Raw genomic sequence first — 21,960 nt, 5'->3', positions numbered from 1 at the left:
GCGGCGGCGCGATCAGGTGAACGCGGGCAGCTTCGGCGGCAGGGTCTTGAGTACCCACTCGATGGTCACCGGATTGGGCATCGACATCGCGTTGCCGAGGGTCCGGTCGATGGTCGTCACCCGGTTCTCGCGGCTGACCGCGAGCGCGCGGAAGGCCGTGTCCTCGCTGACCTTCGTGCCGTAGTCGAGGTAGACCAGCGCGTCCAGATCGAGGACGGCGACCTTCTCCGCGGGGATCTCGGCGTAGAACTTCCCGGCCGGGACCACCGACGAGATCGTCTCGGGCAGTGTGAAGCCGAGCATCGTCAGCACCTGGCCACGGCCGTCTGTGGTGGCATAGGCGTAGAAGCCGCCGTCGGACTTCGGCAGTACCGTGGCGGCGGTCCGACCGCGGTACTGCGGGTGCTGCTCCTGGGTACGGCGGATGGTGTTCTCGGTCTTGGTGATCAGCGCGTCGCCCTGGGTGGCGCGCCCGACGCCGGAGGCGATGGCCCGGACCTGTTCCTGCCAGGGCACACCCCACGCGGCGAACTGCGCCGGCCGGCGGACCACGGGCGCGATCGTCTCGAGCCGGGAGAAGGTGGCGTCGTCGAAGCCGGAGTTGACCGCGACGATCACGTCGGGCTTACTGGCGGCCAGGGTCTCGAGGGCCTTGGTGTCGAGCTTGGTCCCGGTGCCGAGCAGCATCTGCGGATTCTTCCCCTGTAGCAGCGGCTTGGCCCACTCACCGACCGGCTCCTTGGCGTCCTGCGCCCACGGTGCGACGAGCACCGGGACCACGCCGAGCGCGAGGAGGGTGTCCACATCGCCGAGGCCGAGGGAGGCCACGCGCTGCGGGCTCGCGGGCGCCGAACTCGCGGGGCCCGTTTCGGAGGAGGTCCCGCACGCGGTCACGGTGAGGGACACCAGGATGGCGAGTACCACCGAGATCAGACGCATACCGCCCCTTCCTTAGAATGAAGGGCAGCCTATCATTACGGATGTGACCGCTACATCGACTGAGGAGGCCGCCCCCGGGGCGACGCCTCCCGCGCGCCCGGAGTCCACCTCCGGCGCCGCCCGGCGACGGCGCCGCACGGTCGGGCTCGCCGTGCTGATCGTGCTACTCGTGGTGACCGTGATCGCGTCGCTCACGATCGGCTCGCGCAGTCTGGCACCGTCGGACGTGTGGGCCGGTCTGTGGCACCGGTACACGACCGGCCCGAACCCGGCCGACGCCGAACTGAACCAGGCCGCGATCATCATCCAGACGCTGCGCGTCCCGCGCACGCTGTTGGCGCTCATCGCCGGCGCTGCGCTGGCGCTGGCCGGCTCCCTGATCCAGGGCCACACCCGCAATCCCATCGCCGACCCGGGCATCCTCGGCATCACGCAGGGCGCGGCGTTCGCCGTGGTCTGCGCGACCTTCCTCGGCGGACTGACCGCGCCGATCCAGTACGTGTGGTTCGCGTTCGCGGGCGCGGCGATCGCCGCGGTGGTCGTCTTCGGCCTTTCCAGCATGGGGCGTGGCGTGTCCTCGCCGCTGACGCTGGTGCTCGCGGGCACCGGTGTGAGCGTCTTCCTCAGCTCGATGACCTCGGCGATCGCGCTCAGCGACAACGCCTCGCTCGACACGCTGCGGTTCTGGAACGCGGGTGCCGTCGTCGGCCGCGGCTACGACGTGATCGGTGTCGTCGCCCTCCCGATCCTGCTGGGCGTGATCCTCGCCCTGGCCAACGGCCCGGCCGTCAATCTCCTCAACATGGGCGACGACGTTGCCAAGGGACTGGGCCTGAACATCAACCTCGCGCGGACCGTCGGCGTGGTGGCGGTGACGATCCTCGTCGGCGCGGCCACGGCGGCGTGCGGCAGCATCGCCTTCCTCGGCCTCATGGTGCCGCACATCGTCCGGTACTTCACCGGCCCCGACTACCGCTGGCTGCTGCCCTACTCGGCGCTCATGGGCGCCTGGCTGCTGCTCGCGGCCGACATCGTCGGCCGGGTCGTGGCCCGGCCCGGCGAGCTCGAGGTGGGCATCGTCGTGGCGATGGTCGGTGCGCCCTTCTTCGTGGGACTCGTGTGGTGGCGGAAGGCGGTCCGGGTATGAGCACGACGATCGATCGGACGGACGTGGCGAAGAAGCCGCCGATCCAGCCCGGCTTGCGCTTCGGCACCGTCGTCTCCTTCGTGTGGCGACCCTGGCCCGTGATCGTCACCGCGATCATCGCGGCGGTGGCCTTCGTCGCGTTCTGCGCCAGCATCCGGATCGGCGCCTTCCCGCTCACCTTCGGCGAGGTGCTGCAGGCCCTCGTCGGCCGCGGCGACTCGATGACGCACTTCATCATCATGGAGCTGCGGATGCCGCGGGCACTGGTCGCGATCATCGTGGGCGCGGCGCTCGGCATGTCCGGGGCGATCGTCCAGTCGATCGCCCGTAACGCGCTGGCCAGCCCCGACATCCTCGGCATCACCGCCGGCGCGGGCGTGGCGGCGGTCTTCCTCGTGACCTCCACGGGCACCCTCGCCACGACGCTCAACAACGGTGTCGGACTGCCGATCGTCGCGCTCGCGGGTGGTCTCGCCACCGGCGCACTCGTGTACCTGTTGGCCGTGCGCGGCGGGGTCGACGGCATGCGGCTCATCCTCGTCGGCATCGCGATCACCGCGCTGATGCGCGCGCTCATCGACTGGATGCTGGTGCGCGCCGACATCCGCGATGTGGCCCGCGCCCAGGCGTGGCTGGTCGGCTCACTGGAGAGCCGCAGCTGGACCGACGTGTGGTCGGCGCTGGGGATCGCGGTCCCCGCGGTGATCCTGGCCCTCGGTGCGGCGTTCGCACTGCGCGCCGTGCAGCTCGGCGACGACGTGGCCCTCGGCCTCGGCGTGCGCCTCGGCTGGACCCGGGCGATCCTGCTCATCGCGGCGGTCCTGCTCGCGGCGGCCGGCGTCTCCGCCGCCGGACCGATCGCGTTCGTCGCGTTCGTCTCCCCGCAGCTCGCGATGCGGCTCACCAGGCTGCCCACGCCACCGCTCATCCCGTCCGCGTTCATGGGCGCGGCACTGCTGGCCTGCGCCGACCTCGTCGCCCGCACCCTGTTCTCCGTCGCGCTGCCCGTGGGCATCGTGACCGCCGCCGTGGGCGGCCCGTTCCTCGTCTACCTGCTCGTCCGCCAGAACCTCAAGGGGGCCAAGTGACCACCACCGATACCGCGACGACGGCACCGTCGCGCCTGGGCGCCCGCAAGGTCTCCTCCGGGTACGGCCACACCACGGTCCTCGACGACCTCGACCTTGACATCCCCACCGGGGTGGTCACGACGATCATCGGGCCGAACGGGTGCGGCAAGTCGACGCTGCTGCGCACCCTCGCGCGTCTGATCAAGCCCTCGTCCGGTCACGTCGTGCTCGACGGTGCCGACATCGCGAAGCTCAAGACGAAGCAGATCGCGACGACGATGGGCCTGCTGCCGCAGAGCCCGCTGGCGCCCGAGGGACTCACCGTCGGCGACCTCGTTGCCCGCGGCCGGCACCCGCACCAGACCTGGCTGCGGCAGTGGAGCTCCGACGATGCGGAGGTCGTCGACGCCGCGCTCGAGCAGACCGGCGTGCGCGACCTCGCCGATCGCCCCGTCGACTCGCTCTCCGGCGGCCAGCGGCAGCGGGTCTGGATCTCCATGACCCTCGCACAGGGCACCGACCTGCTGCTCCTCGACGAGCCCACCACCTACCTCGACCTCTCGCACGCCCTCGACGTGCTCGACCTGGTCGACGAGCTCAGCAGCCAGGGGCGGACCGTCGTCATGGTGCTGCACGACCTGAACCTCGCCATCCGGTACAGCGACCACATCATCGCCATGCGCGACGGTGCCGTGGTCGCCCAGGGATCGCCCGCGGAGGTGATCAGCGAGGAGATGCTGCGCGAGACCTTCGGCCTGCACTCGACGGTGATCGACGATCCCGTCGCGCCCGGCCGCCCGTGCATCATCCCGATCGGCGCGCGCCGCACCGGCTAGAACAACGTGCGCGGGCGGATCGCGTTCGCGAGGTCGACGAGCGCGTGGCGCTGGCGCTTGCGTTCGGCGAGCGCGGCGATCTCGCGCAACGACTTCTCCGTGGCCTTGCGCAGCCCGCGCTCGGTGAGGGCGTGGTCGAGCAGGGTGCCCGTGCCGTCGAGCCGACCGTGCTGATTGCGGTGCTGCACCCAACCCAGCGCGACGCCGAGGACCAACGCGCGCAACTGCATCCGACGGAACTCGGACTTGGGGAGCGTGCGCACGCGGCGCGCGGCCTCGTGCAGCTGTGCCTCCGTGACCTCGGCCAGATCGCGGCCGTGCACCAGCGCGACCACCGAGCTGCACAGCGCGTTGTGGTAGTGCCGGCTGGTGGACGGGACCTGGTCCAGGATCTCGACGGTGCCCGCGATATCGCCTGCGGCGCGGCGCATCCGGGCGGCGCCGAAGGCCGCCGAGATGATGCCGCGATCGGTGCGCCACACGTTCTCGTACCGGCAGCGGGCGCGGTCGAGCCAGCCCTCCGGATCGGATTCGCCAGACATGTAACAGAACTCGGCGGCCACCGCCGCGGCGAGCTTCGGTGCCGCCTCGCCCGGCGCCTGGTCGGTCACCGTCTCGAAGTAGTCGTAGGCCGCCGCGTAGTCGCCCTGCATGAGCGCGGTCTCGGCGCGGTACCAGGTGACCTGCCAGCGGTGCGGCTCGCGCGCAGCCAGCGAGTCGAGCAGCGTGGTCGCGGCGTCGACCTCGCCCAACTCCAGGTGTGCGCGCGCCTCGGCCAGATCGATCTCGACCGTGCCCGCCATCGCCTCGCGCAGCTCGGCGAGCGAGTCGAGGATCTGGGTGGGATCGCTGCGCATCGTCAGCGCGAGGACGCCCGCTGCGGGGTCGGACGGGTTCGCGATCGGGATCGGCAGCGCCGCCAGCACTTCCGGTGCACGCAGCCGGTCGTCGTGCACCTCGGGGTCGGGGTCCACGGCCCGTAGCATCAGCTCGACGCCGAAGGTGGAACGCTGCGGCGTGAAGACCACCGACAGCCCGGGGCGGGGCTCGCCGGACTTGGTGGACAGGCATTCCCGGAGCACGCCGAGCAACTGGTCGGTGAGCTCCGCGGCCGAGCCGAAGCGCTCGTCCGGATCCTCCGCCGTGGCCTTCACCAGCAGCCGGTACAGCGAGTTGTACTTCGCGAGGGTGTCGTCGTCGGTGGGGGAGGGCAGACCGTCGACGTACCGGCCCTTCTCCATCGGCACGTCGGCGACCAGGACCGCGAGGGTGCGGCCCACCGTGTAGATGTCGGAGGCGATCGACGGCCCGGTCTTGGCGATCTCCGGCGCCTGGAAGCCGGGCGTGCCGTAGATGTAGCCGTAGCCGCCGAGCGGGGCGACGGCGCCGAGGTCGATGAGCTTGACGTCCTCCTCGCTGATCATGATGTTGTCCGGCTTGAGGTCGTTGTAGGCGAGGCCGAGGCTGTGCAGGTAGCCGAGGGCGGGGAGCACCTCGAGGATGTACGCGATCGCCTGCTCGACCTCCACCCGCGCCGCGGACGGCGGACCGTCGCCCGCTTCCGCCTCCGACAGGATGTCCTTGACGGTCTTGCCCGGCACGTACTCCATCACGATGTAGCCGATCCGGGTGCCGTCCGGATCGGGATGCTCGACGAAGTTGTAGATCTTCACGATCGACGGGTGCGTCATCTCGGCGAGGAACCGGCGCTCGGAGACCGCGACCGCCTGCGCCTGGGCGTCGCCGGAATTGAGCAGGCCCTTCAGCACGACGGGCCGGTCCACCACGTTGAGGTCGGTCGCGAGGTAGATCCACCCCATGCCGCCGTGCGCGATCGCGCCCTGGATCTCGTACTGGTCCGCCACGATGTCGCCGGGCTTGAGCGCGGGCTCGAACGAGAACCGGGCACCGCAGTGCGGGCACGTGCCGATCAGTGCGCCGGGCTCGCCGTCGTGGGCGCGGCCGACGGGCTTGCGGCAGTTCCAGCAGTACCGTTTGCCCTCGGCGATGATCGGGTTGGTCCGGATCGCCTCGGACGGGTCGACCTCGGTGATCCGGGGGATCTCGACGAGGCCGCCGCCCACGCGGCGGCGGGCCGCGACGCGCGTCGTGCTCGCTGCGCGGACGGGTCCGTTCCCGAACCGCGGCGTCGCCTCGGTCTGGACCGCCGGGGCCGGGGGCGGCACCGTCGTCACCTGGGTGCCGACGGGCGGGGGCTCGGTGTCGAACAACCCCTCCATCGGTGCCCCGACGGTGCCCTCGTCCTCGTCGTCCAGCAGCCCGTCCATCGGAGCGCCGACGGTGCCCGGGCCCTCGTCGTCCTCGTCGAACACGACGACCTGCGCCTGCGTGCGCTCCGCCTCCTCGGCCTCGTCGCTCATCGTGCTCACCTACCCCTCGTACCTGGCCGCGGGCGCCGACCACACCTGGCCCAGCGACGGCGCGAACCACTGGTTGTAGAGGCGCATCCACGTGCCGTCGAAGGCCATCCGCAGCAGCACCCCATTGATGAAACGTACGAGGTCCGGTCGGTTCTTCCCGATCCCGACGGCGTAGTACTCGAGGCCCATGGACGGCCCCGTCAGCGTCAGGTTCGGGTCCTGCTGCCCCAGCCCGGCGAGGATGGCGTCGTCGGTCGAGACGGCGTCGACCTGCGACTGCTGCAGCATCACCAGGCAGTCCGACCACGAATCCGCGGCGACCACGCTCGCGCTCGGCACGAGTCGCCGCACCCGGTCGAGCGAGGTGGTGCCGCGCACCTCGCACACCCGCCGCCCGGACAGGTCGCCGACCGTGTTGATCGGAGCGCCGCGCGGCGCGAGGATCCGCTGCTGCGCGATGAAGTACGTGGCGGAGAAGGCCACCGTCCTGGCGCGGTCGCAGGTCGCGGACATGGTCTTGACCACGATGTCGACGGTGCCGTCCTCGAGTGCCTTCTGGCGATCCGCGGTCGAGAGGATCCGGAAGTGGATCCGGTTCGGGTCGCCGAAGATCGCGGCGGCGATCTGGTGCGCGATGTCGGCGTCGAAACCCTTGATCTCGCCCGTGATCGGATCGCGGAAGGACAGCAGGTTCGACCCGATGTCGATGCCGACGATGAGCCGGCCGCGATCGTGGATGGTCGCCATCGTGGTGCCGGGGACCATCTGGCCCGCGGGCGGCAGGCCCGACGGTGCCAGGGTACCGGGGCACATGGACACCTCGGCGGGGATCGGGGCGTCGGTGGGGACGACCGACCCGGAACCCGGCACCGGCTGGGAGTACGCCGTGACCGCGTCGCCCGGGGCCTCGGGAGCCGATACCACGCACCCCGTCGACGCGAGGGCGACGGCCGTGCCGAGGGCGATTCCGCTGAGCAGCCTGCGCATCATCGGTACTCCCTCACGCGGGGGTAGAAGCCGGCGGCGACGCCCGCCGCCGCCAGCACGCACAGCACGAAGGCGCTGGGGCCGGAGAACGCGATGGCGAAGCGTGCCGTGTTGACGTTGTCCCGGTACAGGGTTCGGGCCCGGTCGATCGCAGCGGTGAGGTGCTCGTCGAGCGAGCGGTAGGCCACCGCCGCGGAGCCGGGGTCCGAGCCGATGGCGAGCCGCGTCGCGCCCAGGTAGTCGCCCGTGGCCTCCCGCGCGGCGATCTGCTGGTGCGCGGAGATCCAGTGCGCGGCGTCGGCCCTGGCGGCCTCGACCGCCGCGGAGATCTCGGCGTCGGGCGTACCCAGCGACTCGAGCTCGGACTGCGCCTGCTGCAGGGTCTCGGCGAAGGCGCTCGGCGGTACACCTCGTCCGGCGCCGCGCTGGACGAGCGCCATGGTCTCCATCGAGCGCGCCTTCTGGGTGAGGGTCCGGGCCTGCGAGAGCGCGTCCACCGCTGCGGTGCCGCGCTGCTCGGCGCGCAGGGAGTAGGTCGACGATGCGAGGCCCGCGACCGCCACCCACGTCAGGGCGATGGTGAGCGCCGCCGCAGCGACGACCAGCCCGCGATTGATCCGGCGCTGGGTGCGGCGTGCGAGGTATTCGTGTGTGAGCAGCAGCGACGCGAGCGCGATCCCGAGCACACCGAACACGGCCCAGGGCGGCGAGGCGAACTTCGCGTGCGTGTCTCGGAGGTTCTCCGTCTCCTCGCGGTAGAAGCTCTCCGCCGCCGGCAGGAGCGTGTCCTGCATGAGGGTCGAGGCGGTCGCGAGGTAGGCCGCCGCCACCGAGTTGTCGAGCCGGTTGTTGGTGCGGGCCGTCTCGACGAGGCCGGTGTACACGGGGAGGTTCATCGCGATGGTGTCGAGGTTGCCGTGCGCGCGCCCGTCCTCGGGCGGCAGGCTGGTGGCGGAGGTGATGAGCGCCTTGCCCGCGGTGGCGACGGCGAGGCTGTAGCTGCTCTGGATCTCGTCGGACGGGAGGCCGCCGGCGACGAAGGCCGCGTTCGCGGACTCGTTCGCCGCGGACAGCGAGCTGTAGAGCACCTGGGCGGCGTGGGCGCGCGGCTCGTAGTCGGCGAGGTTCTGCTGCAGCACCTCGGTGCGCGAGAGCTGCACGGCCGAGGTGAACCATCCGGTGAACAGGCACATGGTGATGAGCACCAGGGTCATCGACACGAGCTTGCCGGGGCTGGAGGTGAAGAACTCGCGGAGCTCGCCGAAAACCGATGACTCGGGGAAGGATCGGAGGCGCAGGGACGACAGCTGCCGATTCTTCGACGCCTGGGCTGTCACCGTCTGCTCCTTCCTGAAGTTCACCCTCCGGCCGAGGTCGGGCCACTACGGACAACGTGCTTCGACCCTATCGCGCGACCCCACTGGATCGGCGCGCATGACGCGCTTTGTCCTCGCCCGAGTCCGCGGTTCGTCGGCTACGGTGGGGTGCATGTTGGGTGACGGGAACGGCTGGGTGCGCGACCCGGACGGTTCCCGGTTCTGGGGCCGGTTCGGCGCGGCGGGTCTGTTGGCTCTGTCGCCCGACGAGAGCAGCGTGTTACTGCAGCACCGAGCGTGGTGGAGTCATCAGGGCGGCACGTGGGCGCTGCCCGGCGGCGCGCGCGACTCGCACGAGTCCGCCGCCGACGCAGCACTCCGCGAGGCCTTCGAGGAGACGGGCCTGCCGCCCACTTCTCTGGAGGTGCTGTCCGAGGTGGTCACCGCCCGCTCCGCCGTCGGGTGGACCTATACGACGGTGCTGGCCCGTCTCGTCGAGCCGCGCGAGCTGGTGCCGAACGAGGAGTCCACCGCCCTCGAGTGGGTCGCACTGGGCTCCGTCACCGACCGCAAACTGCATCCGGCCTTCGCCACCGCCTGGCCGGAACTGCAGGTCCAGGTCCGCGCTCTCGCCGGCGAGTAGCCGCCCCGCCTCCTCCAGTCGGCGTGGAGTGTCTTTGCGCGCAGTCATACGCGGGCTGTATACCCATGTTTGCGCAGTTCAGTGGCCTGCTTCTTCGGAGCGTTATGCAGGGCGCGAATACCGCTGCTGCTGAGACGGCGGGTGTGAGGCCGTGGCTGTCGAACCTTGCCCGGTGCGCGCCGGCGTGGCGTCGCCACTCAACATCTTTCGAAGCGTTCTGCGACGAATCGGGCCGATCCCGTCGCAGAACGCTTCGAAAGATGTCGCATACCGTGGCCCACGCGACGCCGAGTCCCCACGGAACGCCGGATCTCCCACCCCGAACGAATTGTCCGTGAGCGATCAGCCGAGGGCGGCCTTGAGGGCGCGGGCGGCGGCCTCGGGGTCCGCAGCGGCGGTGATGGCGCGGACCACGACGATCGCGTTCGCGCCCGCGGCGGTCACCTCCGGTACGCGCTCGAGGTCGATGCCGCCGATGGCGAACCACCTTCGCGCGGGAGCGGCGGCCGCAGTCTCGCGGACCAGGGGCAGGCCCGGCGCGAACCGGCCGGGCTTGGTGGGGGTCGGCCAGCACGGGCCGGTGCAGAAGTAGTCGACGCCGTCCTCGACCGCCGCGGACCGGGCCTGCGCGGCGTCGTGCGTCGACCGGCCGATGACGACGTCCGGTCCCACGATCGCGCGCGCGACGGGAACCGGCAGGTCGTCCTGGCCCAGGTGCAGCACGTCGGCACGGGCACCGAGCGCGATGTCGGCGCGGTCGTTCACGGCGACCAGCGCTTCGTGCTCGTGGGCGATCTCCCGCAGCTGCGCCACGATCTCGATCTCCTGCGCAGCCTCGAGCGCTCCGAACTCGCGTTCACCCGCCGAGCCCTTGTCGCGGAGTTGCACGATGTCGACGCCGCCGCGCAGCGCCGCCGCCACGAACTCCGCCAGGTCTCCGCGCTCGCGACGTGCGTCGGTGCACAGGTACAGGGAGGAGGAGGCGAGCCGCTCGCGTGGGGAGACCATGCCCCAACCCTAGGCGCCGGGAGTAGGGTGGCGGACGTACACACGGGAGTCCCGAGGTCGCGGGGCTGAGAGTGGGGCACGCGCCGCCCCTGACCGTCAGACCTGATCCGGGTAATGCCGGCGAAGGAAGGATCCCGTGCGGATGAACAAGAGCGTGTCGGTCGTGGGCGGCGGAACCGTCGGCCTCACTGTGGCGTGGTCGCTGGCGCGCCGGGGGTGCGCCGTCACCGTCGTCGATCCGGAGCCCGGTTCCGGGGCGTCCTGGGTCGCGGGCGGCATGATCGCCCCGTACTCGGAAGCGTGGCCGGGGGAGGAGGAGCTGTACGCCCTCGGCGTCGAATCCCTCGGACTGTGGGCCGATTTCGCAGCAGCCCTCCAGCCCTACGCCGACGGTCCGCTGATCACCGCCCGCGGCACCGTCTGGCTGGCGATGGACGACGGGGACGCCGCCGACCTCGCGACCGTCACGGCCGCCGTCGGCGACGACGAGTTGTTCGGGCCGCTGCGCCCGTCGGTCGCGATCCGGACGGTGCCCGGTGCGGCCCCGCGGATCCGGGCCGCCGCGACGGCACCGCGGGAGATCGCCGTCGACAACCGCCTCGTGCACCGCGCCCTGTCGGCGGCCTGCGCCGACGCCGGGGTCGCGTTCCGGGCGGAGGCCGTCGGCGGACCGTCGGGGCTGGAGGACCTGAGCGGCGATGCCGTGATCGTCTGTGCGGGTTCGGCTTCCGGGGCCCTGGCTGCGGACCTGAAGGTCCGCCCCGTCAAGGGGGAGGTGGTGCGGCTGCGGTGCGGCCCGTCCTGTCTGCCCCCGCCGACGGTGACCGTCCGGGCCCGCGTGCACGGCCGGCAGGTGTACGTGGTGCCGCGCGCCGACGGCGTGGTCGTCGGGGCCACCCAGTACGAGAACGACCGCGACCTCGCGCCCCGCGTCGGCCCGGTGGTGGACCTGCTCGACGACGCGTTCACGGTGCTGCCCTTCCTCCGCGAGTACGACCTGCTCGAGGTCACCGCGGGCTTGCGCCCCACGACGGCGGACAATGTACCCGTGATCGCGCCGGTCGGCGGGCGCGTCTTCGCCGCCACCGGACACGGCCGCAACGGCATCCTGCTCGCTCCCGTCACCGGGGCGCGCGCGGCGGATATGGTTCTCGACCAGGAGGTGCACGCATGGAGCTGACGGTGAACGGCGAGGACCGGCAGGTCCTCGACGGGACGTCCGCGGAGTCGCTGCTCGAGCAGCTCGGGCTGCCCGACAAGGGCGTCGCGATCGCGGTGAACGGCGCCGTCCACCCGCGGTCGCGGTGGGACGAGGTCCTGCCGGCGTACGCCGATGTCGAGGTGCTCACGGCGGTCCAGGGTGGCTGACACGGCGCCGAGCACCCCGCCCGTCGGGCCTCTGGTGATCGGTGGCCGCGCCTTCGGCTCGCGGCTCATCACGGGCACCGGCGGCAGCGCCAACCTGGATCACCTCCGGGCGGCGCTCGTCGCCTCGGGGACCGAGATGACCACGGTCTCGCTGCGCCGCACCAGCCTGGCGGAGGGCGGCGGGGTCCTCGACCTCATCCGTGAGCTCGGCATCGTGCCGTTGCCGAACACCGCCGGCTGCCTGGGCGCGGCCGAGGCGGTCCTCACCGCGCGACTGGCGCGGGAGGCGCTGCACACCGACTGGATCAAACTCGAGGTGATCGGCGACGACGAGACCCTGCTGCCCGACGTGGTCGCGCTGGTGGAGGCCGCCGAGGAGCTGGTGGCCGACGGCTTCACCGTGCTGCCCTACACCAACGACGACCCGATCCTGGCGCGCCGCCTCGCGGACGTCGGCTGCGCCGCGGTGATGCCCGCGGGGGCGCCGATCGGCACCGGGCTGGGGATCCTCAACCCGCACAACATCGAGATGATCGTGGCGCAGAGCGAGGTCCCCGTGATCCTCGACGCGGGGATCGGCACCGCGAGCGATGCGGCCCTGGCGATGGAACTCGGTTGCGACGCAGTGCTTCTCGCATCGGCGGTCACTCGGGCGGCCGAACCGGAGGCGATGGCGACGGCGATGCGGCTGGCCGTCGAGGCCGGGCTCCTCGCGCGCGGGGCCGGGCGGATCCCCCAGCGGCGATGGGCGAGGGCGTCATCCCCGGTGGAAGGGCGGCTGGGAACCGGGGCGAGCGGTGGTCGTGGCAGTGGAGCGTCTCCGACCGCGGGGCGACTCGGGGCGGGGGCCGGCCGTGGCACGGCGTGAACGCGGGGAGCCTCTCGACACCGAATCGGCCGCTGCGACAGGGAGGGTGCGGCGCGGTGCCCAGATCGGTGGTGTCGCCGTCCGCCACGCGGCGCGCACGGCGGGCACGATGGTCGCCTCCAGATTCCGCGACGAGCAGGCGGACCGGGACGCGCGCGATGCGATGATCCTGGCCCTCGCCGACGACCTGGTGACGGTGCTCGGCGGGATGCGCGGCGCCGCGATGAAGCTCGGCCAGCTGCTCGCGGTGATCGACATCGGCATCACGAGTGGCGCGGCGCGCGATGAGTTCGCGCAGCGGCTGCAACCGTTGTTCCGATCGGCGCCGCGGTGGACCGACGCCGAGATGATGAAACTCCTGGATCATCAGCTCGGCGAGCGCCGCGGCCGGATCGTCTCGCTCGAGGGTCCGATCGCGGCCGCGTCGATCGGCCAGGTGTATCGCGGTGTGCTCGACGACGGGCGCGCCGTGGCGATCAAGATCCAGTACCCCCGCGTCCAGGCCATGGTCCGGGCGGACCTGAAGAACATGCGCCTGCTGATGAAGGTGCTCGGCAAGTACATCCCCGCGTCCAACGCGGAGAAACTGTCGGAGGAGATCTCGCGGCAGGTGATGGCAGAGCTCGACTTCGTCGCCGAGCTCGACCACCACCGCTACTTCGCGGACCTGTTCGCCGGACATCCGTCGATCGCCGTGCCGCAACCCGTCGACGAGCTGTGTACCGACCGGGTGCTGGTCACCGAGTTCCTCGACGGGAAGCCCTTCGCTGAGGCACTTGACGACGACCCGGCCGTTCGGAACCGGCTCGGGGAGGCGATCTACCGGTTCTACTGCGGTGAGATGTATCGGACGGGGCGTTTCTGCGCGGATCCGCACCCCGGCAACGTGATCGTGCTCGCGGACGGGAGGGCGGGCTTCGTCGACTTCGGTATGACGGTGCACCTGAGCCCCGCCGATCACGAGTTCGAGCAGGAGCTGTTCACGGCCCTGCTGCGCGGCGAGCACGAGCAGGTGCACCGTCTCGCGGTGCAGGCGGGATTCATCGGCCGCCCGGACCTCATGACCTCCGAGGACCTCGCCGAGTACATCGACAAGGTGGTCGGCTGGCACATCCACGAGGGTGAGATCACCGTGACGCCGCGGACCGCGCGCGACGCGGTCATCACCGCGACCCTGCCGGCCGGCGGCTTCTTCGACAAGTTCGAGGGCCAGATGCTGCAGGAGGCCCATGCCCTCGGCCGGCGCACCGACATCTCGACGGTCGCGTTGCTCGGTGAGCTGCGAGCGACGGCCGCGTGGCGGGACGTGGCGTGCGAGGTCCTGGGGATCACGGGGCCGACGACGGCCATGGGGGTTGAGATTGCAGAGTGGCGTGCGCGCCGGGTGAACCCGTCACGCTAGAGTCTTCAACCATGTCGGAACCGGAGTCGGAAGTCCGCGACGGGTCCAAGCCCCGCCGCGGCCGGCCGCCCTCGGCCGGCCTTGCGGAGCGGCGCCGGGACGAGCTGACCGACGCGGCGTTCGCGGTGTTCGCGGAGTTGGGCTACGAGCAGTCCTCCGTCGCCGACATCGCGAAACGCGCGGGTATGGGACAGGGCACCCTGTACCGCTACGTCGACGGCAAACGCGAGCTGCTCGACCTCGTCTTCGATCGCTCCGTGGACGAACTGATGACGGCGATCTCGCCCGACGAGGTGATCGAGACGACCGCGACGGGCGACCTCGCAGCCTCCGAGGCGATGGTGGAGGCCCTGAGCCAGAGGCTGTTCCATCTCGTCGACGCGCGGCCCGACATCCTCAAGGTCGTGATGGTGCAGGCGGGCACCGTCGACGAGGAACTGCGCTACCGGATCCGCGGTCTGTATCAGACCTTCGACGCGATGATGGGGCGGGCGCTCGCGCACGCGCGCGATCGCGGGTGGATCGTGACCCGCACCGACAATCCGGAGGCGGAGACCGTCGAGTTGGGGCGGCTGCTCCCCGCGCTCGGCGTGCCGGGACTGGTCATGGCGCTCAACGGCGATGCCGATCCCGGACGTCGGCAGGCGTACGTGCGCGTGGCGGTCCGGATGTCGGCTAGCGGTCTGGTCTCCGACGGTGCGCGCGAGGCCCTGAGGGCCGAGCCGTTGCCCTCCGGCGCCGAGTCGGCCCCGCGCGAGGCACGGTCACTGAGCGGGGACGGAGCGGGAGGACGAGCCGCGGAGCTGTTGGACGCGGCGATCGGCGAGTTCGTCGAGAACGGCTACGCCGAGGTCGGGGTCAAGGAGATCACCGAGCGCGCGGGCGTCAGCCACGGCACCTTCTACAACTACTTCGACAGCAAGCGACACATGCTGTCGGTTCTCATCGACCGGAATAGGACGCTACTTCTCGGACGGCTCGAGGATGCGGCCGCGACCTTCGACGAGCCGTTGACCGCCCGCGCGCTGTACGAGGCGATCCTCGCGGTCAACACCGGTGCGCTGCAGGACATCGCGGCCCGGCTGGACGAGTTCCGCTTCCTCACCTTCGAGGTGCCGGGCGTCGACGCCGAGGCCTTCGACGACTACCTGCGGCTCTATCGCGAGGGCACCGACCGGTACGCCGCGATCCTGGCCGCCGGCGCTGCGGCCGGCCTGATCGAGGACACCGTCGACATCGCCGTCGCCGCCGAGGCGTGGCTCGGCTACATGCTGGGCGCGGTCGCCGCGATGGTGAGCGAGGTGGACGTGGCGAGCCCCGCCGAGAGCGCCCGTGTGGTCACGAACCTGCTCCTCGGCGGGGCCCGCCCGCACTGATCGGTCACACGGCCGCGAGATCCTCGCCCTCGGGCGCGTCGTCCCGGTCGCCGGAGGCCTCGACGATGTCGTTGTCCTTGGTCTCGACCATGAGGTAGCAGCAGAACACGCTCACCGCGGACAGCGCTGCGAGCATGATGCCCACCCACAGCACCTTGCCGTCGGCCACGAGCTGGGCGGCGAGCAGCGGCGGGATCGCGCCGCCGAAGATGCCCGCGAGGTTGTAGCCCAGGCCCGCACCGGTGTACCGGTACCGCTCATGGAACAGCTCGGGCAGCGCGGCGCCGGCCGGACCGTAGGCGATGCCGAAGATGATGAGCGTCCCGATCAGACCGAGGGCGTACATCGGCAGGGACTCGGTGTCCAGGATCGGGAACAGGACCAGCGCCCACACCACGGCCAGCGCGCAGGAGGTCATGATCACCTTGCGGCGGCCGATCCGGTCCGAGTACACCGCGGACGCCGCGATCGAGATGCCGAAGAAGACCGCCGCGACCATGCCCATCGCCAGCACGGTGGTGCGCGGGAAACCGAGGTTCTTGGTGGCGTAGTTCGTCAGGAACGCGGTGCCCATGTAGAACAGCGAGAACAGGCTGGCGAGCGCGCCGCCGGCGATGAGGATCTCCTTCCACTGGAAGCGGATCGCGTCCAGGAACGGCAGCCGCGTGCGGTTGATCTCGGACAGCGCGCGCTTGCGCACCTCGGTGAAGACCGGCGTCTCCTCGACCGACAGCCGCACCCACAGGCCGACCAGCACCAGCAGAGCGGACATCAGGAACGGGATGCGCCAGCCGATGGTCATGAACGCGCTGTCGGCGTCCTTGGTGTCGCCGGCGACCAGCGTGAAGATGAGGAAGGTGCCGCTGGAGAGGAAGAACGCGAAGGCGGGGCCCAGCTGCGGGAACATTGCGTACAGGCCGCGCTTGCCCTTCGGGGCGTACTCCGCGGTGAGCAGCGTCGCGCCGGCCCACTCGCCGCCGACGGCGAAGCCCTGCAGGAAGCGCATGACCACGAGCAGGATCGGCGCGAGCGTGCCGATGCCGTCCGGGAACAGGCCGAAGACGCCGGTCTCGCTGCCGGGTAGCAGGCCGATCGCGACGGTGGCGGCTCCCATGATCAGGAGCGTCCACACCAGCGTGCGCTTGCGGCCGATCAGGTCACCGAAGTGGCCGAACAGGATCGCGCCGACCGGGCGGGCGAAGAAGGCCACGGCGAAGGTGGCGAACGACGCCAGGGTCGCCACGGCGGGCGACATGTCGGAGAAGAAGATGGTCGGGAACACCAGCGCGGCGGCGGTGCCGTAGATGAAGAAGTCGTAGAACTCGATCGTGGTGCCGATCGAGCTGGCCATCGCCACCCGGCGGAGCCGGGGCTTGGGGACGGCGGGGAGTTCGGGTGCGCTCACGTGTGCTCCTCGGGGGTCTGTGGACCTCCCGAACGATAGTGATGCGGCTCACACGCCGGGTACCCCCGAAAGGGGGTAGAAGGTCCGACGGTGCGCCGCGCTACGGCAGGAGCCCGAGGCTGCGGGCACGGGTGACCGACTCGAACCGCGTGCGCGTGCCCAGCTTCTGCGCGGCGCTGCGCAGGTAGGCCTTCACGGTCTCGGCGCCGATCGAGAGGCGCTGCGCCACCTCACTGTTGGTGCAGCCGAGGGCCACATGGGCGAGGACGTCGAGCTCCCGGACGGTGAGGGCGCGCGGGGGCGCGGTGGCGGGCGCGGCACCGTCGGACCCGCGGCCGAAGTCGGTGATCCGGCCGCATGCGGATTCGAGACGGGAGCGGACGGCACCGTCGGAGATCTCCCCGGCGAGCGCTCGGAGCTCGGAGAAGACCTCCCGCAGAAGTTCGCGGTCGACCCCGCCCAGCGCGCTGCGCTCGGCCGCCGCGGCCTCGGCGAACCGTACTCGACGCTCGACCTCGTCGCGGACGCGCAGCTCGTTCGCCAGGTCGCGAACCGTGCGCGCCACCGCGCCGAGCACGGCGTCGCCGAAGGTGGACTCGCGCCGGTCCGCGGCGTAGAACACGGCTCGGACGACGCCGTTCACGGCCAGCGGCACCGCGACCATCGCCCGCAGCCCTTCCGCGTGGACCTGCGCGTGGTAGTGCTGGGTGATCCCGGCGGTGCCGTAATCGGCGACCGCGGTGGGGCGCCCGGTGCGCAGGACGTGGCCGCCGACGCCGGCGCCGCGCGCGACGGGCAGCCCGCTGAGCGCGGGCGTGCGCAGGCCGATGCCGCCGCGCAGGACGAGCCTGTCGTCGTCGACCAGGCCGACGAAGGACACTGGAAGTTCCGTGCGCGTACGAATGGTGCGGAGGGCTGCCCGGGTCGTGTCGCTGTCGAGCGTGCCGTGGGCGGTCATCTGCGATCTCCGGGCGGACGAGAGGGAAGATCCATCATCGCATGCCCGATTCGTCCGTGTAGTCCGAACGAGGAGAGGTCAGCAGGGGGCCGCGGGGAGGGTTCCGAGCTGTGTGCGGACCGCGTTCGCGAGTGTGGTGAGCGCGGCCTCCCCGGAGGCGAGGGCACCGTCGGCCGGGCGGACCGACAGCATGACGCCCGTACTGCCGCGCTCGGTCCGGACGACGGCGAGCTGCCGTACGACGTAGGCACCGTCGGTACCCGGGCCCCACCCGCCCTTGACGCCGACCGGCTGCGCGCCGCGCAACCCGTAGAGGCCCCACTGCTGGTTCCCCGCGACCTGTTGCATGAGTCCGAGGGCGGTGCGCCCCGCGGGGGAACAGGGGATCCGGGCGGCGAAACGCGCTGCGGCGTCGTCGGTCCAGAGCGTCTGGCCGAAGGCGGAGTACTCGGGCCGAACCTTGCGGGTCTGCACCGTGGTCCGAGCGTCGCCGCCCGTGCGGAGGACCTGTTGCACCGCCGCACCGGCCTGCGCCGGGGTGCCGAGGGACTCCCAGATCGCCTCCGCGGCGTCATTGTCGGACTGCGTGATGGCGGCGCGCATCCGGTCCGTGGCCTGCTGCTGCCCGGACCGCTCGAGGGCCGCCATCACCAGCGGCACCTTGGAGGTCGACCACGCCGGAAGCTCGTCGGCGGAGTCGCCCGCAGTCACCACCCGGCCACCTGCCGCGACAGCGATGGTCGCCCGCCCGGGCACCGCGCCGACGGCGCGGTCGAGCGCCGCCTGCAGCGGATCTGTGCGCTGCGACGGTGCCGGGCGCCCCGGGCCCGCCGCGGACGGGGCCGGGGCCACCGTCGACCCCGTGGACGACGGGGCGGCGGCACCGTCGTCCCCGACCGTGCACGCCGTCGCGCTCAGGGCGATCACGAACAGCGCTGCGGCCCTAGTAGATGTAGACGATCGCATTGTTCCCTCCGCGGCAGGTCACGATGTTCGACTCGCCGGTGCACGACATCGAGATCGCGCCGAGGTCCGGCGCGCGGGGACTGACCGCTGCCACGGTCCCGGACTGCGGCGCGGTGAATCGGGCCCGGTACGCGGCGACGATCGCGCCGGCGAACTCGCACGAGGTGTAGGGCTCCCCGGCGACGCCGCTGCCCTTGTCTGCCGCGACCGACGTGAAGGCCTCGCCCGTGCCGGGCGTGCAGATGGTGGTGTTGGCGGGCTGGACGGCCTTGGTCACGGTCGGGGTGGTCGACGATGCCGCGCTCGTCGTGGTCTCGACGGACGACGTGGTGGAGGCCGCGGCCGTGGTCGGCGAGGAACTGCGCCCGCCTGGAGTGAGCAGCACGGCGACGGCGGCGACGAGGGCGACGACCAGGACCACGGCGGCGATCACGAGTGCGGGCACCACGGACCGCTTCCGCTGCGGCGGTGCGGCGGGTGCGGGCGGATACGACGCCGGGGGCGCGTAGCTCGGCGTGACATAGCGCGGCCCGCCGCTCGACCCGGGCGCGCTGTGCGGGTAGGAGACCTGCGGCGGCGGTGGCACGGAGGACGGTGGCGCCGGGCGGGGAGCCGACGGCACCGTCGTCGTGGTGCCCCAGCTCTGCGCCGTGCCCTGCAGGGCGGAGGCGGCGGCCCGGGCGAGCGAACCGCAAGTGGCGTACCTGTCCTCGGGGCGCTTGGCCATGCCCTTGGCGACCACGGCGTCGAGGGCCGCTGGCAGCTGCCGGGGCGCGTCGACCGACGGGCGGGGCGCCGGCGAGAGCAGGTGGTGCCGCATCATCTCGGAGATCGAGCTCGCGGCGAACGGGGGCCGGCCGACCAGCAGCTCGTAGAGCACGCACGCCAACGAGTAGACGTCGCCGGCCGGGGTGGCGCCGCCACCGTCGAACCGCTCCGGCGCGGCGTAGGCCTGCGAGCCGACGAACAGCCCGGCGGACGTGAGGCGGTCGGCGTCGCCGGTCACGACGAGCCCGAAGTCGAGGAGGTAGGCGAAGCCCGACGGGGTGACCTGGATGTTCGCCGGCTTCACGTCGCGGTGCACGAGGCCCTGCAGGTGGGCCGAATCCAGCGCGGAGGCGACCTGGGTGACGAGGTCGACGGCGCGGTCCGCGGGTAGTGGGCCGGCGGCGACGATCTCGGCGAGGTTGCTGCCGTCGACCAGGCGCATGTCGAGGTACAGGGTGCCGTCGATCTCGCCGTAGTCGTGGATGGGGATGACGTGCGGATCGGAGAGCCGTGCCGCGGTCTGCGATTCGTGGGTGAAGCGCTCGCGGAAGCCGGGATCCTGCGCGGCGCTCGCGTGCAGCAGCTTGAGCGCGACATCGCGGTCCTTGGTGGTGTCGTGCGCGAGGTAGACCTCGCCCATCCCGCCACGGCCCAGCAGTCGGACCAGACGGTACCGGCCGAACGTGCTCCCCGCCCGTGCTCCCGCTGCGTCCCCGCCCATCGCGCTCCTCCGTGAGTCCGATCGTGGAGAGTGTATGCCGCGCGGCGTCCGGGCGGGTTCGCCGGATGATTGCTAGCGTGAATCCATGATCGAAGTCGCGGGTTTGACCAAGACCTACGGTGCCGTCCGGGCGGTGAACGACCTGTCGTTCGCGGTGCGTCCGGGTCGGGTCACCGGATTCCTCGGGCCGAACGGCGCGGGCAAGTCGACGACGATGCGGTGCATCCTCGGGCTGGACCGGCCCACTGCCGGTGCCGCCACCATCGGGGGCAGGCAGTACCGGACCCTGGACCGTCCGCTCACGCAGGTGGGTGCCCTGCTCGACGCGAAATGGGTGCACCCCAATCGTTCCGCGCGCGATCACCTGCGCTGGCTCGCCGTCGCGAGCGGGATCCCCGCCGGCCGGGCTGACGAGTGCCTGGCCGCGGTCGGGCTCACCGACGCCGCCCGGAAGAAGGCGGGCGGGTTCTCGCTCGGCATGGCGCAGCGGCTCGGCATAGCCGGTGCGCTGCTGGGGGATCCGGGTGTGCTGCTGTTCGACGAGCCGGTCAACGGACTCGACCCCGAGGGCATCGTCTGGGTGCGTACGTTCATGAAGTCCCTCGCCGCGCAGGGCCGCACCGTGTTCGTCTCCAGTCATCTGCTGGCCGAGATGGCGCTCACGGCGGACGACGTCGTCATCGTCGGTCGCGGGCACCTCGTGTGGAACGGGACCATGGCCGACTTCATCGCGCAGAACTCGGAACACACGGTGCGCGTGCGCAGCCCGCGCGATCGCGAGCTGGCGACCGCGCTGACCTCGCGCGGGTTCGCCGTCGACGCGGCGGCCGAGCCCGCGCCGGGTGGCGGCGGCCGCACCGTGCTGACGGTGCGCGGCGCGACCAGCGACGCGGTGGGCGAGATCGCCGCCGCGGAGGGTCTGCCGCTCGCCGAGCTCGCGCCGCAGAGCAGCTCGCTCGAGCAGGTCTTCATGCGGCTGACCGGCGCGGCTGTGGAGTACCGGGGAATGGGAGGCATCGGATGATCGTGCGCGCGATACGAGCAGAGTTCGTCAAGCTCACCTCAGTCCGGGCCACCAGGTGGCTGCTCATCGGGTCGACGGTGTTCTCGCTCGGCATCACACTGATCGTCGCCCTCGTCATGCGGTCGATCCTTCGCTCCGAGGAGGTATCGGACGAGGGGGTGATCGCCTTCGCGCCGTTCACCGGGTTCGGCGGGGTGCCGGGCATCTCGATCGTCTTCGCCGCGATCATCGGCGTGCTGTCGGTGACCACGGAGATCCGTTTCAACACCCTCCGGACGACCTTCCTCGCCGTGCCGAACCGGTGGGTGGCACTGCTCGCGAAGACCTCGGTCGTCGTGGTGGTCTGCGCCGTCGTGCACCTCCTCGCGTTGCTCGTCGGGTCCGTCCTCTACGGACTGATCGCGCACGGTTCGCTGTTCGCGGCGTTCCGCGCGGGGGACACCACGCTGCTCACATTTCCCGTCGCAGTGGCGTTCGCGACGGTTCTGGGGGTGGCGACCGGAGCCGCGCTGCGCAACGGCGCCGGAGCGATCGCGCTGCTGCTGGGCTACCTGTTCGTGGTCGACAACGTGATCAGCCAGATTCCGCAGACCCACGACGCCGCCGCGTTCCTGCCGTTCTCCAACCTGCAGAACCTGCAGGGAGTGTTGTTGTTCACGAGTCTTCCCTGGGGTGCGCCGGTGTCCTTCCTGTACCTCCTGGTGGTGGTCGGGGCGCTGTGGACGGGGGCGGTCGCGCTGCTCGCGCGACGTGACGCGTGACTCACTCGCTGCATGA

19 protein-coding genes, 1 pseudogene and 1 riboswitch are annotated in these 21,960 nt (G+C 71.5%); of the genes and pseudogenes, 11 read left to right on the top strand and 9 right to left on the bottom strand.

Annotated features, from left to right (window positions below):
• Positions 1-12: 12 nt before the first annotated feature.
• Entirely contained in the window at positions 13-939 is a 927-nt protein-coding gene (locus AXK60_RS11215; RefSeq protein ID WP_068571207.1) for an ABC transporter substrate-binding protein, read from the bottom strand.
• A gap of 43 nt (positions 940-982) precedes the next feature.
• Between AXK60_RS11215 and AXK60_RS11210 the strand changes: the two genes are divergently transcribed.
• The 3 genes from AXK60_RS11210 to AXK60_RS11200 are packed head-to-tail and all read left to right on the top strand — an operon-like array spanning position 983 to position 3,992.
• Positions 983-2,086 carry a FecCD family ABC transporter permease gene (locus tag AXK60_RS11210; RefSeq protein ID WP_139057894.1) on the top strand — a complete coding sequence of 368 codons (1,104 nt, stop codon included), beginning with the start codon at positions 983-985 and terminating at the stop codon, positions 2,084-2,086.
• The gene (locus AXK60_RS11205; protein ID WP_068571205.1) at positions 2,083-3,174 is read left to right on the top strand and encodes a FecCD family ABC transporter permease; all 1,092 of its coding nucleotides are present in this window, start codon (positions 2,083-2,085) and stop codon (positions 3,172-3,174) included. Before AXK60_RS11210 ends, AXK60_RS11205 begins: the two co-directional genes overlap by 4 nt.
• Positions 3,171-3,992: an ABC transporter ATP-binding protein gene (locus AXK60_RS11200; RefSeq protein WP_068571204.1), complete on the top strand. Its 822-nt coding sequence runs from the start codon at positions 3,171-3,173 to the stop codon at positions 3,990-3,992. Before AXK60_RS11205 ends, AXK60_RS11200 begins: the two co-directional genes overlap by 4 nt.
• On the opposite strand, the gene AXK60_RS11195 is transcribed toward AXK60_RS11200, so the two are convergent.
• From AXK60_RS11195 to AXK60_RS11185, 3 genes are read right to left on the bottom strand one after another with little or no spacing between them, the layout of a single operon-like run.
• Positions 3,989-6,373 carry a serine/threonine-protein kinase gene (locus tag AXK60_RS11195; protein ID WP_068571501.1) on the bottom strand — a complete coding sequence of 795 codons (2,385 nt, stop codon included), beginning with the start codon at positions 6,371-6,373 and terminating at the stop codon, positions 3,989-3,991. The genes AXK60_RS11200 and AXK60_RS11195 overlap by 4 nt on opposite strands.
• A 9-nt stretch (positions 6,374-6,382) precedes the next feature.
• Positions 6,383-7,363, bottom strand: a complete 981-nt coding sequence (locus AXK60_RS11190) for a glutamate ABC transporter substrate-binding protein (protein WP_082777966.1) — start codon at positions 7,361-7,363, stop codon at positions 6,383-6,385.
• Positions 7,360-8,697 (bottom strand): hypothetical protein, encoded by a 1,338-nt coding sequence (locus tag AXK60_RS11185; RefSeq protein WP_139057893.1) that lies wholly within the window; start codon positions 8,695-8,697, stop codon positions 7,360-7,362. The genes AXK60_RS11190 and AXK60_RS11185 overlap by 4 nt, the downstream gene beginning before the upstream one ends.
• 151 nt (positions 8,698-8,848) lie before the next feature.
• Here AXK60_RS11185 and AXK60_RS11180 point away from each other — a divergent pair, with 151 nt between their 5' ends.
• Positions 8,849-9,319 (top strand): NUDIX hydrolase, encoded by a 471-nt coding sequence (locus tag AXK60_RS11180; RefSeq protein ID WP_068571201.1) that lies wholly within the window; start codon positions 8,849-8,851, stop codon positions 9,317-9,319.
• 342 nt (positions 9,320-9,661) lie between these two features.
• On the opposite strand, the gene thiE is transcribed toward AXK60_RS11180, so the two are convergent.
• Positions 9,662-10,327, bottom strand: a complete 666-nt coding sequence (gene thiE / locus AXK60_RS11175) for a thiamine phosphate synthase (protein WP_068571200.1) — start codon at positions 10,325-10,327, stop codon at positions 9,662-9,664.
• Positions 10,328-10,359: 32 nt separating this feature from the next.
• Positions 10,360-10,473, top strand: a riboswitch (TPP riboswitch).
• On the opposite strand from thiE, the gene thiO reads away from it, so the two are divergent.
• The 5 genes and pseudogenes from thiO (at position 10,470) to AXK60_RS25455 (ending at position 15,341) form a co-directional block, all read left to right on the top strand.
• Positions 10,470-11,507, top strand: coding sequence for a glycine oxidase ThiO (thiO, locus tag AXK60_RS11170; RefSeq protein WP_068571500.1), 1,038 nt, complete (start codon positions 10,470-10,472; stop codon positions 11,505-11,507). (Overlaps the previous riboswitch by 4 nt.)
• Positions 11,498-11,695: a sulfur carrier protein ThiS gene (gene thiS, locus AXK60_RS11165; RefSeq protein ID WP_068571199.1), complete on the top strand. Its 198-nt coding sequence runs from the start codon at positions 11,498-11,500 to the stop codon at positions 11,693-11,695. The genes thiO and thiS overlap by 10 nt, the downstream gene beginning before the upstream one ends.
• Positions 11,688-12,473, top strand: a pseudogene (gene thiG / locus AXK60_RS11160) (thiazole synthase); the annotation flags it as partial. The gene thiS and the pseudogene thiG, both read left to right, overlap by 8 nt.
• Before the next feature lie 199 nt (positions 12,474-12,672).
• Positions 12,673-13,965 (top strand): ABC1 kinase family protein, encoded by a 1,293-nt coding sequence (locus tag AXK60_RS11155; protein ID WP_082777995.1) that lies wholly within the window; start codon positions 12,673-12,675, stop codon positions 13,963-13,965.
• 11 nt (positions 13,966-13,976) lie between these two features.
• The gene (locus AXK60_RS25455; RefSeq protein WP_068982525.1) at positions 13,977-15,341 is read left to right on the top strand and encodes a TetR/AcrR family transcriptional regulator; all 1,365 of its coding nucleotides are present in this window, start codon (positions 13,977-13,979) and stop codon (positions 15,339-15,341) included.
• 4 nt (positions 15,342-15,345) lie between these two features.
• Here AXK60_RS25455 and AXK60_RS11145 read toward each other — a convergent pair whose 3' ends face one another.
• The 4 genes from AXK60_RS11145 to AXK60_RS11130 form a co-directional block, all read right to left on the bottom strand.
• Entirely contained in the window at positions 15,346-16,692 is a 1,347-nt protein-coding gene (locus AXK60_RS11145; RefSeq protein WP_082777994.1) for an MFS transporter, read from the bottom strand.
• 154 nt (positions 16,693-16,846) lie between these two features.
• On the bottom strand, positions 16,847-17,704 hold the full coding sequence (locus AXK60_RS11140) for a LuxR C-terminal-related transcriptional regulator (RefSeq protein ID WP_068571197.1): 858 nt from the start codon (positions 17,702-17,704) through the stop codon (positions 16,847-16,849).
• A 78-nt stretch (positions 17,705-17,782) separates the two neighbouring features.
• Positions 17,783-18,670: a serine hydrolase gene (locus AXK60_RS11135; protein ID WP_068982524.1), complete on the bottom strand. Its 888-nt coding sequence runs from the start codon at positions 18,668-18,670 to the stop codon at positions 17,783-17,785.
• Positions 18,648-20,159 carry a serine/threonine-protein kinase gene (locus AXK60_RS11130; RefSeq protein WP_068571195.1) on the bottom strand — a complete coding sequence of 504 codons (1,512 nt, stop codon included), beginning with the start codon at positions 20,157-20,159 and terminating at the stop codon, positions 18,648-18,650. Before AXK60_RS11130 ends, AXK60_RS11135 begins: the two co-directional genes overlap by 23 nt.
• An 85-nt stretch (positions 20,160-20,244) precedes the next feature.
• On the opposite strand from AXK60_RS11130, the gene AXK60_RS11125 reads away from it, so the two are divergent.
• Positions 20,245-21,183 (top strand): ABC transporter ATP-binding protein, encoded by a 939-nt coding sequence (locus tag AXK60_RS11125; protein ID WP_068571194.1) that lies wholly within the window; start codon positions 20,245-20,247, stop codon positions 21,181-21,183.
• The gene (locus AXK60_RS11120) at positions 21,180-21,944 is read left to right on the top strand and encodes a hypothetical protein (RefSeq protein WP_068571193.1); all 765 of its coding nucleotides are present in this window, start codon (positions 21,180-21,182) and stop codon (positions 21,942-21,944) included. The genes AXK60_RS11125 and AXK60_RS11120 overlap by 4 nt, the downstream gene beginning before the upstream one ends.
• Positions 21,945-21,960 lie beyond the last annotated feature (16 nt).

This window comes from Tsukamurella pseudospumae (assembly GCF_001575195.1).
Lineage (GTDB): Bacteria > Actinomycetota > Actinomycetes > Mycobacteriales > Mycobacteriaceae > Tsukamurella > Tsukamurella pseudospumae.
This window is presented reverse-complemented; position numbering and strand designations above follow the sequence as displayed.

Bases quoted from the DNA above. Each gene is read 5' to 3' on its own strand.
- AXK60_RS11215 (WP_068571207.1), bottom strand. From the start codon at position 939: ATGCGTCTGATCTCGGTGGTACTCGCCATCCTGGTGTCCCTCACCGTG.
- AXK60_RS11205 (WP_068571205.1), top strand. From the start codon at position 2,083: ATGAGCACGACGATCGATCGGACGGACGTGGCGAAGAAGCCGCCGATC.
- AXK60_RS11195 (WP_068571501.1), bottom strand. From the start codon at position 6,373: ATGAGCGACGAGGCCGAGGAGGCGGAGCGCACGCAGGCGCAGGTCGTC.
- AXK60_RS11190 (WP_082777966.1), bottom strand. From the start codon at position 7,363: ATGATGCGCAGGCTGCTCAGCGGAATCGCCCTCGGCACGGCCGTCGCC.
- AXK60_RS11180 (WP_068571201.1), top strand. From the start codon at position 8,849: ATGTTGGGTGACGGGAACGGCTGGGTGCGCGACCCGGACGGTTCCCGG.
- thiE (WP_068571200.1), bottom strand. From the start codon at position 10,327: ATGGTCTCCCCACGCGAGCGGCTCGCCTCCTCCTCCCTGTACCTGTGC.
- thiO (WP_068571500.1), top strand. From the start codon at position 10,470: ATGAACAAGAGCGTGTCGGTCGTGGGCGGCGGAACCGTCGGCCTCACT.
- thiS (WP_068571199.1), top strand. From the start codon at position 11,498: ATGGAGCTGACGGTGAACGGCGAGGACCGGCAGGTCCTCGACGGGACG.
- AXK60_RS11155 (WP_082777995.1), top strand. From the start codon at position 12,673: ATGGTCGCCTCCAGATTCCGCGACGAGCAGGCGGACCGGGACGCGCGC.
- AXK60_RS25455 (WP_068982525.1), top strand. From the start codon at position 13,977: ATGTCGGAACCGGAGTCGGAAGTCCGCGACGGGTCCAAGCCCCGCCGC.
- AXK60_RS11145 (WP_082777994.1), bottom strand. From the start codon at position 16,692: ATGGCCAGCTCGATCGGCACCACGATCGAGTTCTACGACTTCTTCATC.
- AXK60_RS11140 (WP_068571197.1), bottom strand. From the start codon at position 17,704: ATGACCGCCCACGGCACGCTCGACAGCGACACGACCCGGGCAGCCCTC.
- AXK60_RS11135 (WP_068982524.1), bottom strand. From the start codon at position 18,670: ATGCGATCGTCTACATCTACTAGGGCCGCAGCGCTGTTCGTGATCGCC.
- AXK60_RS11130 (WP_068571195.1), bottom strand. From the start codon at position 20,159: ATGGGCGGGGACGCAGCGGGAGCACGGGCGGGGAGCACGTTCGGCCGG.
- AXK60_RS11125 (WP_068571194.1), top strand. From the start codon at position 20,245: ATGATCGAAGTCGCGGGTTTGACCAAGACCTACGGTGCCGTCCGGGCG.
- AXK60_RS11120 (WP_068571193.1), top strand. From the start codon at position 21,180: ATGATCGTGCGCGCGATACGAGCAGAGTTCGTCAAGCTCACCTCAGTC.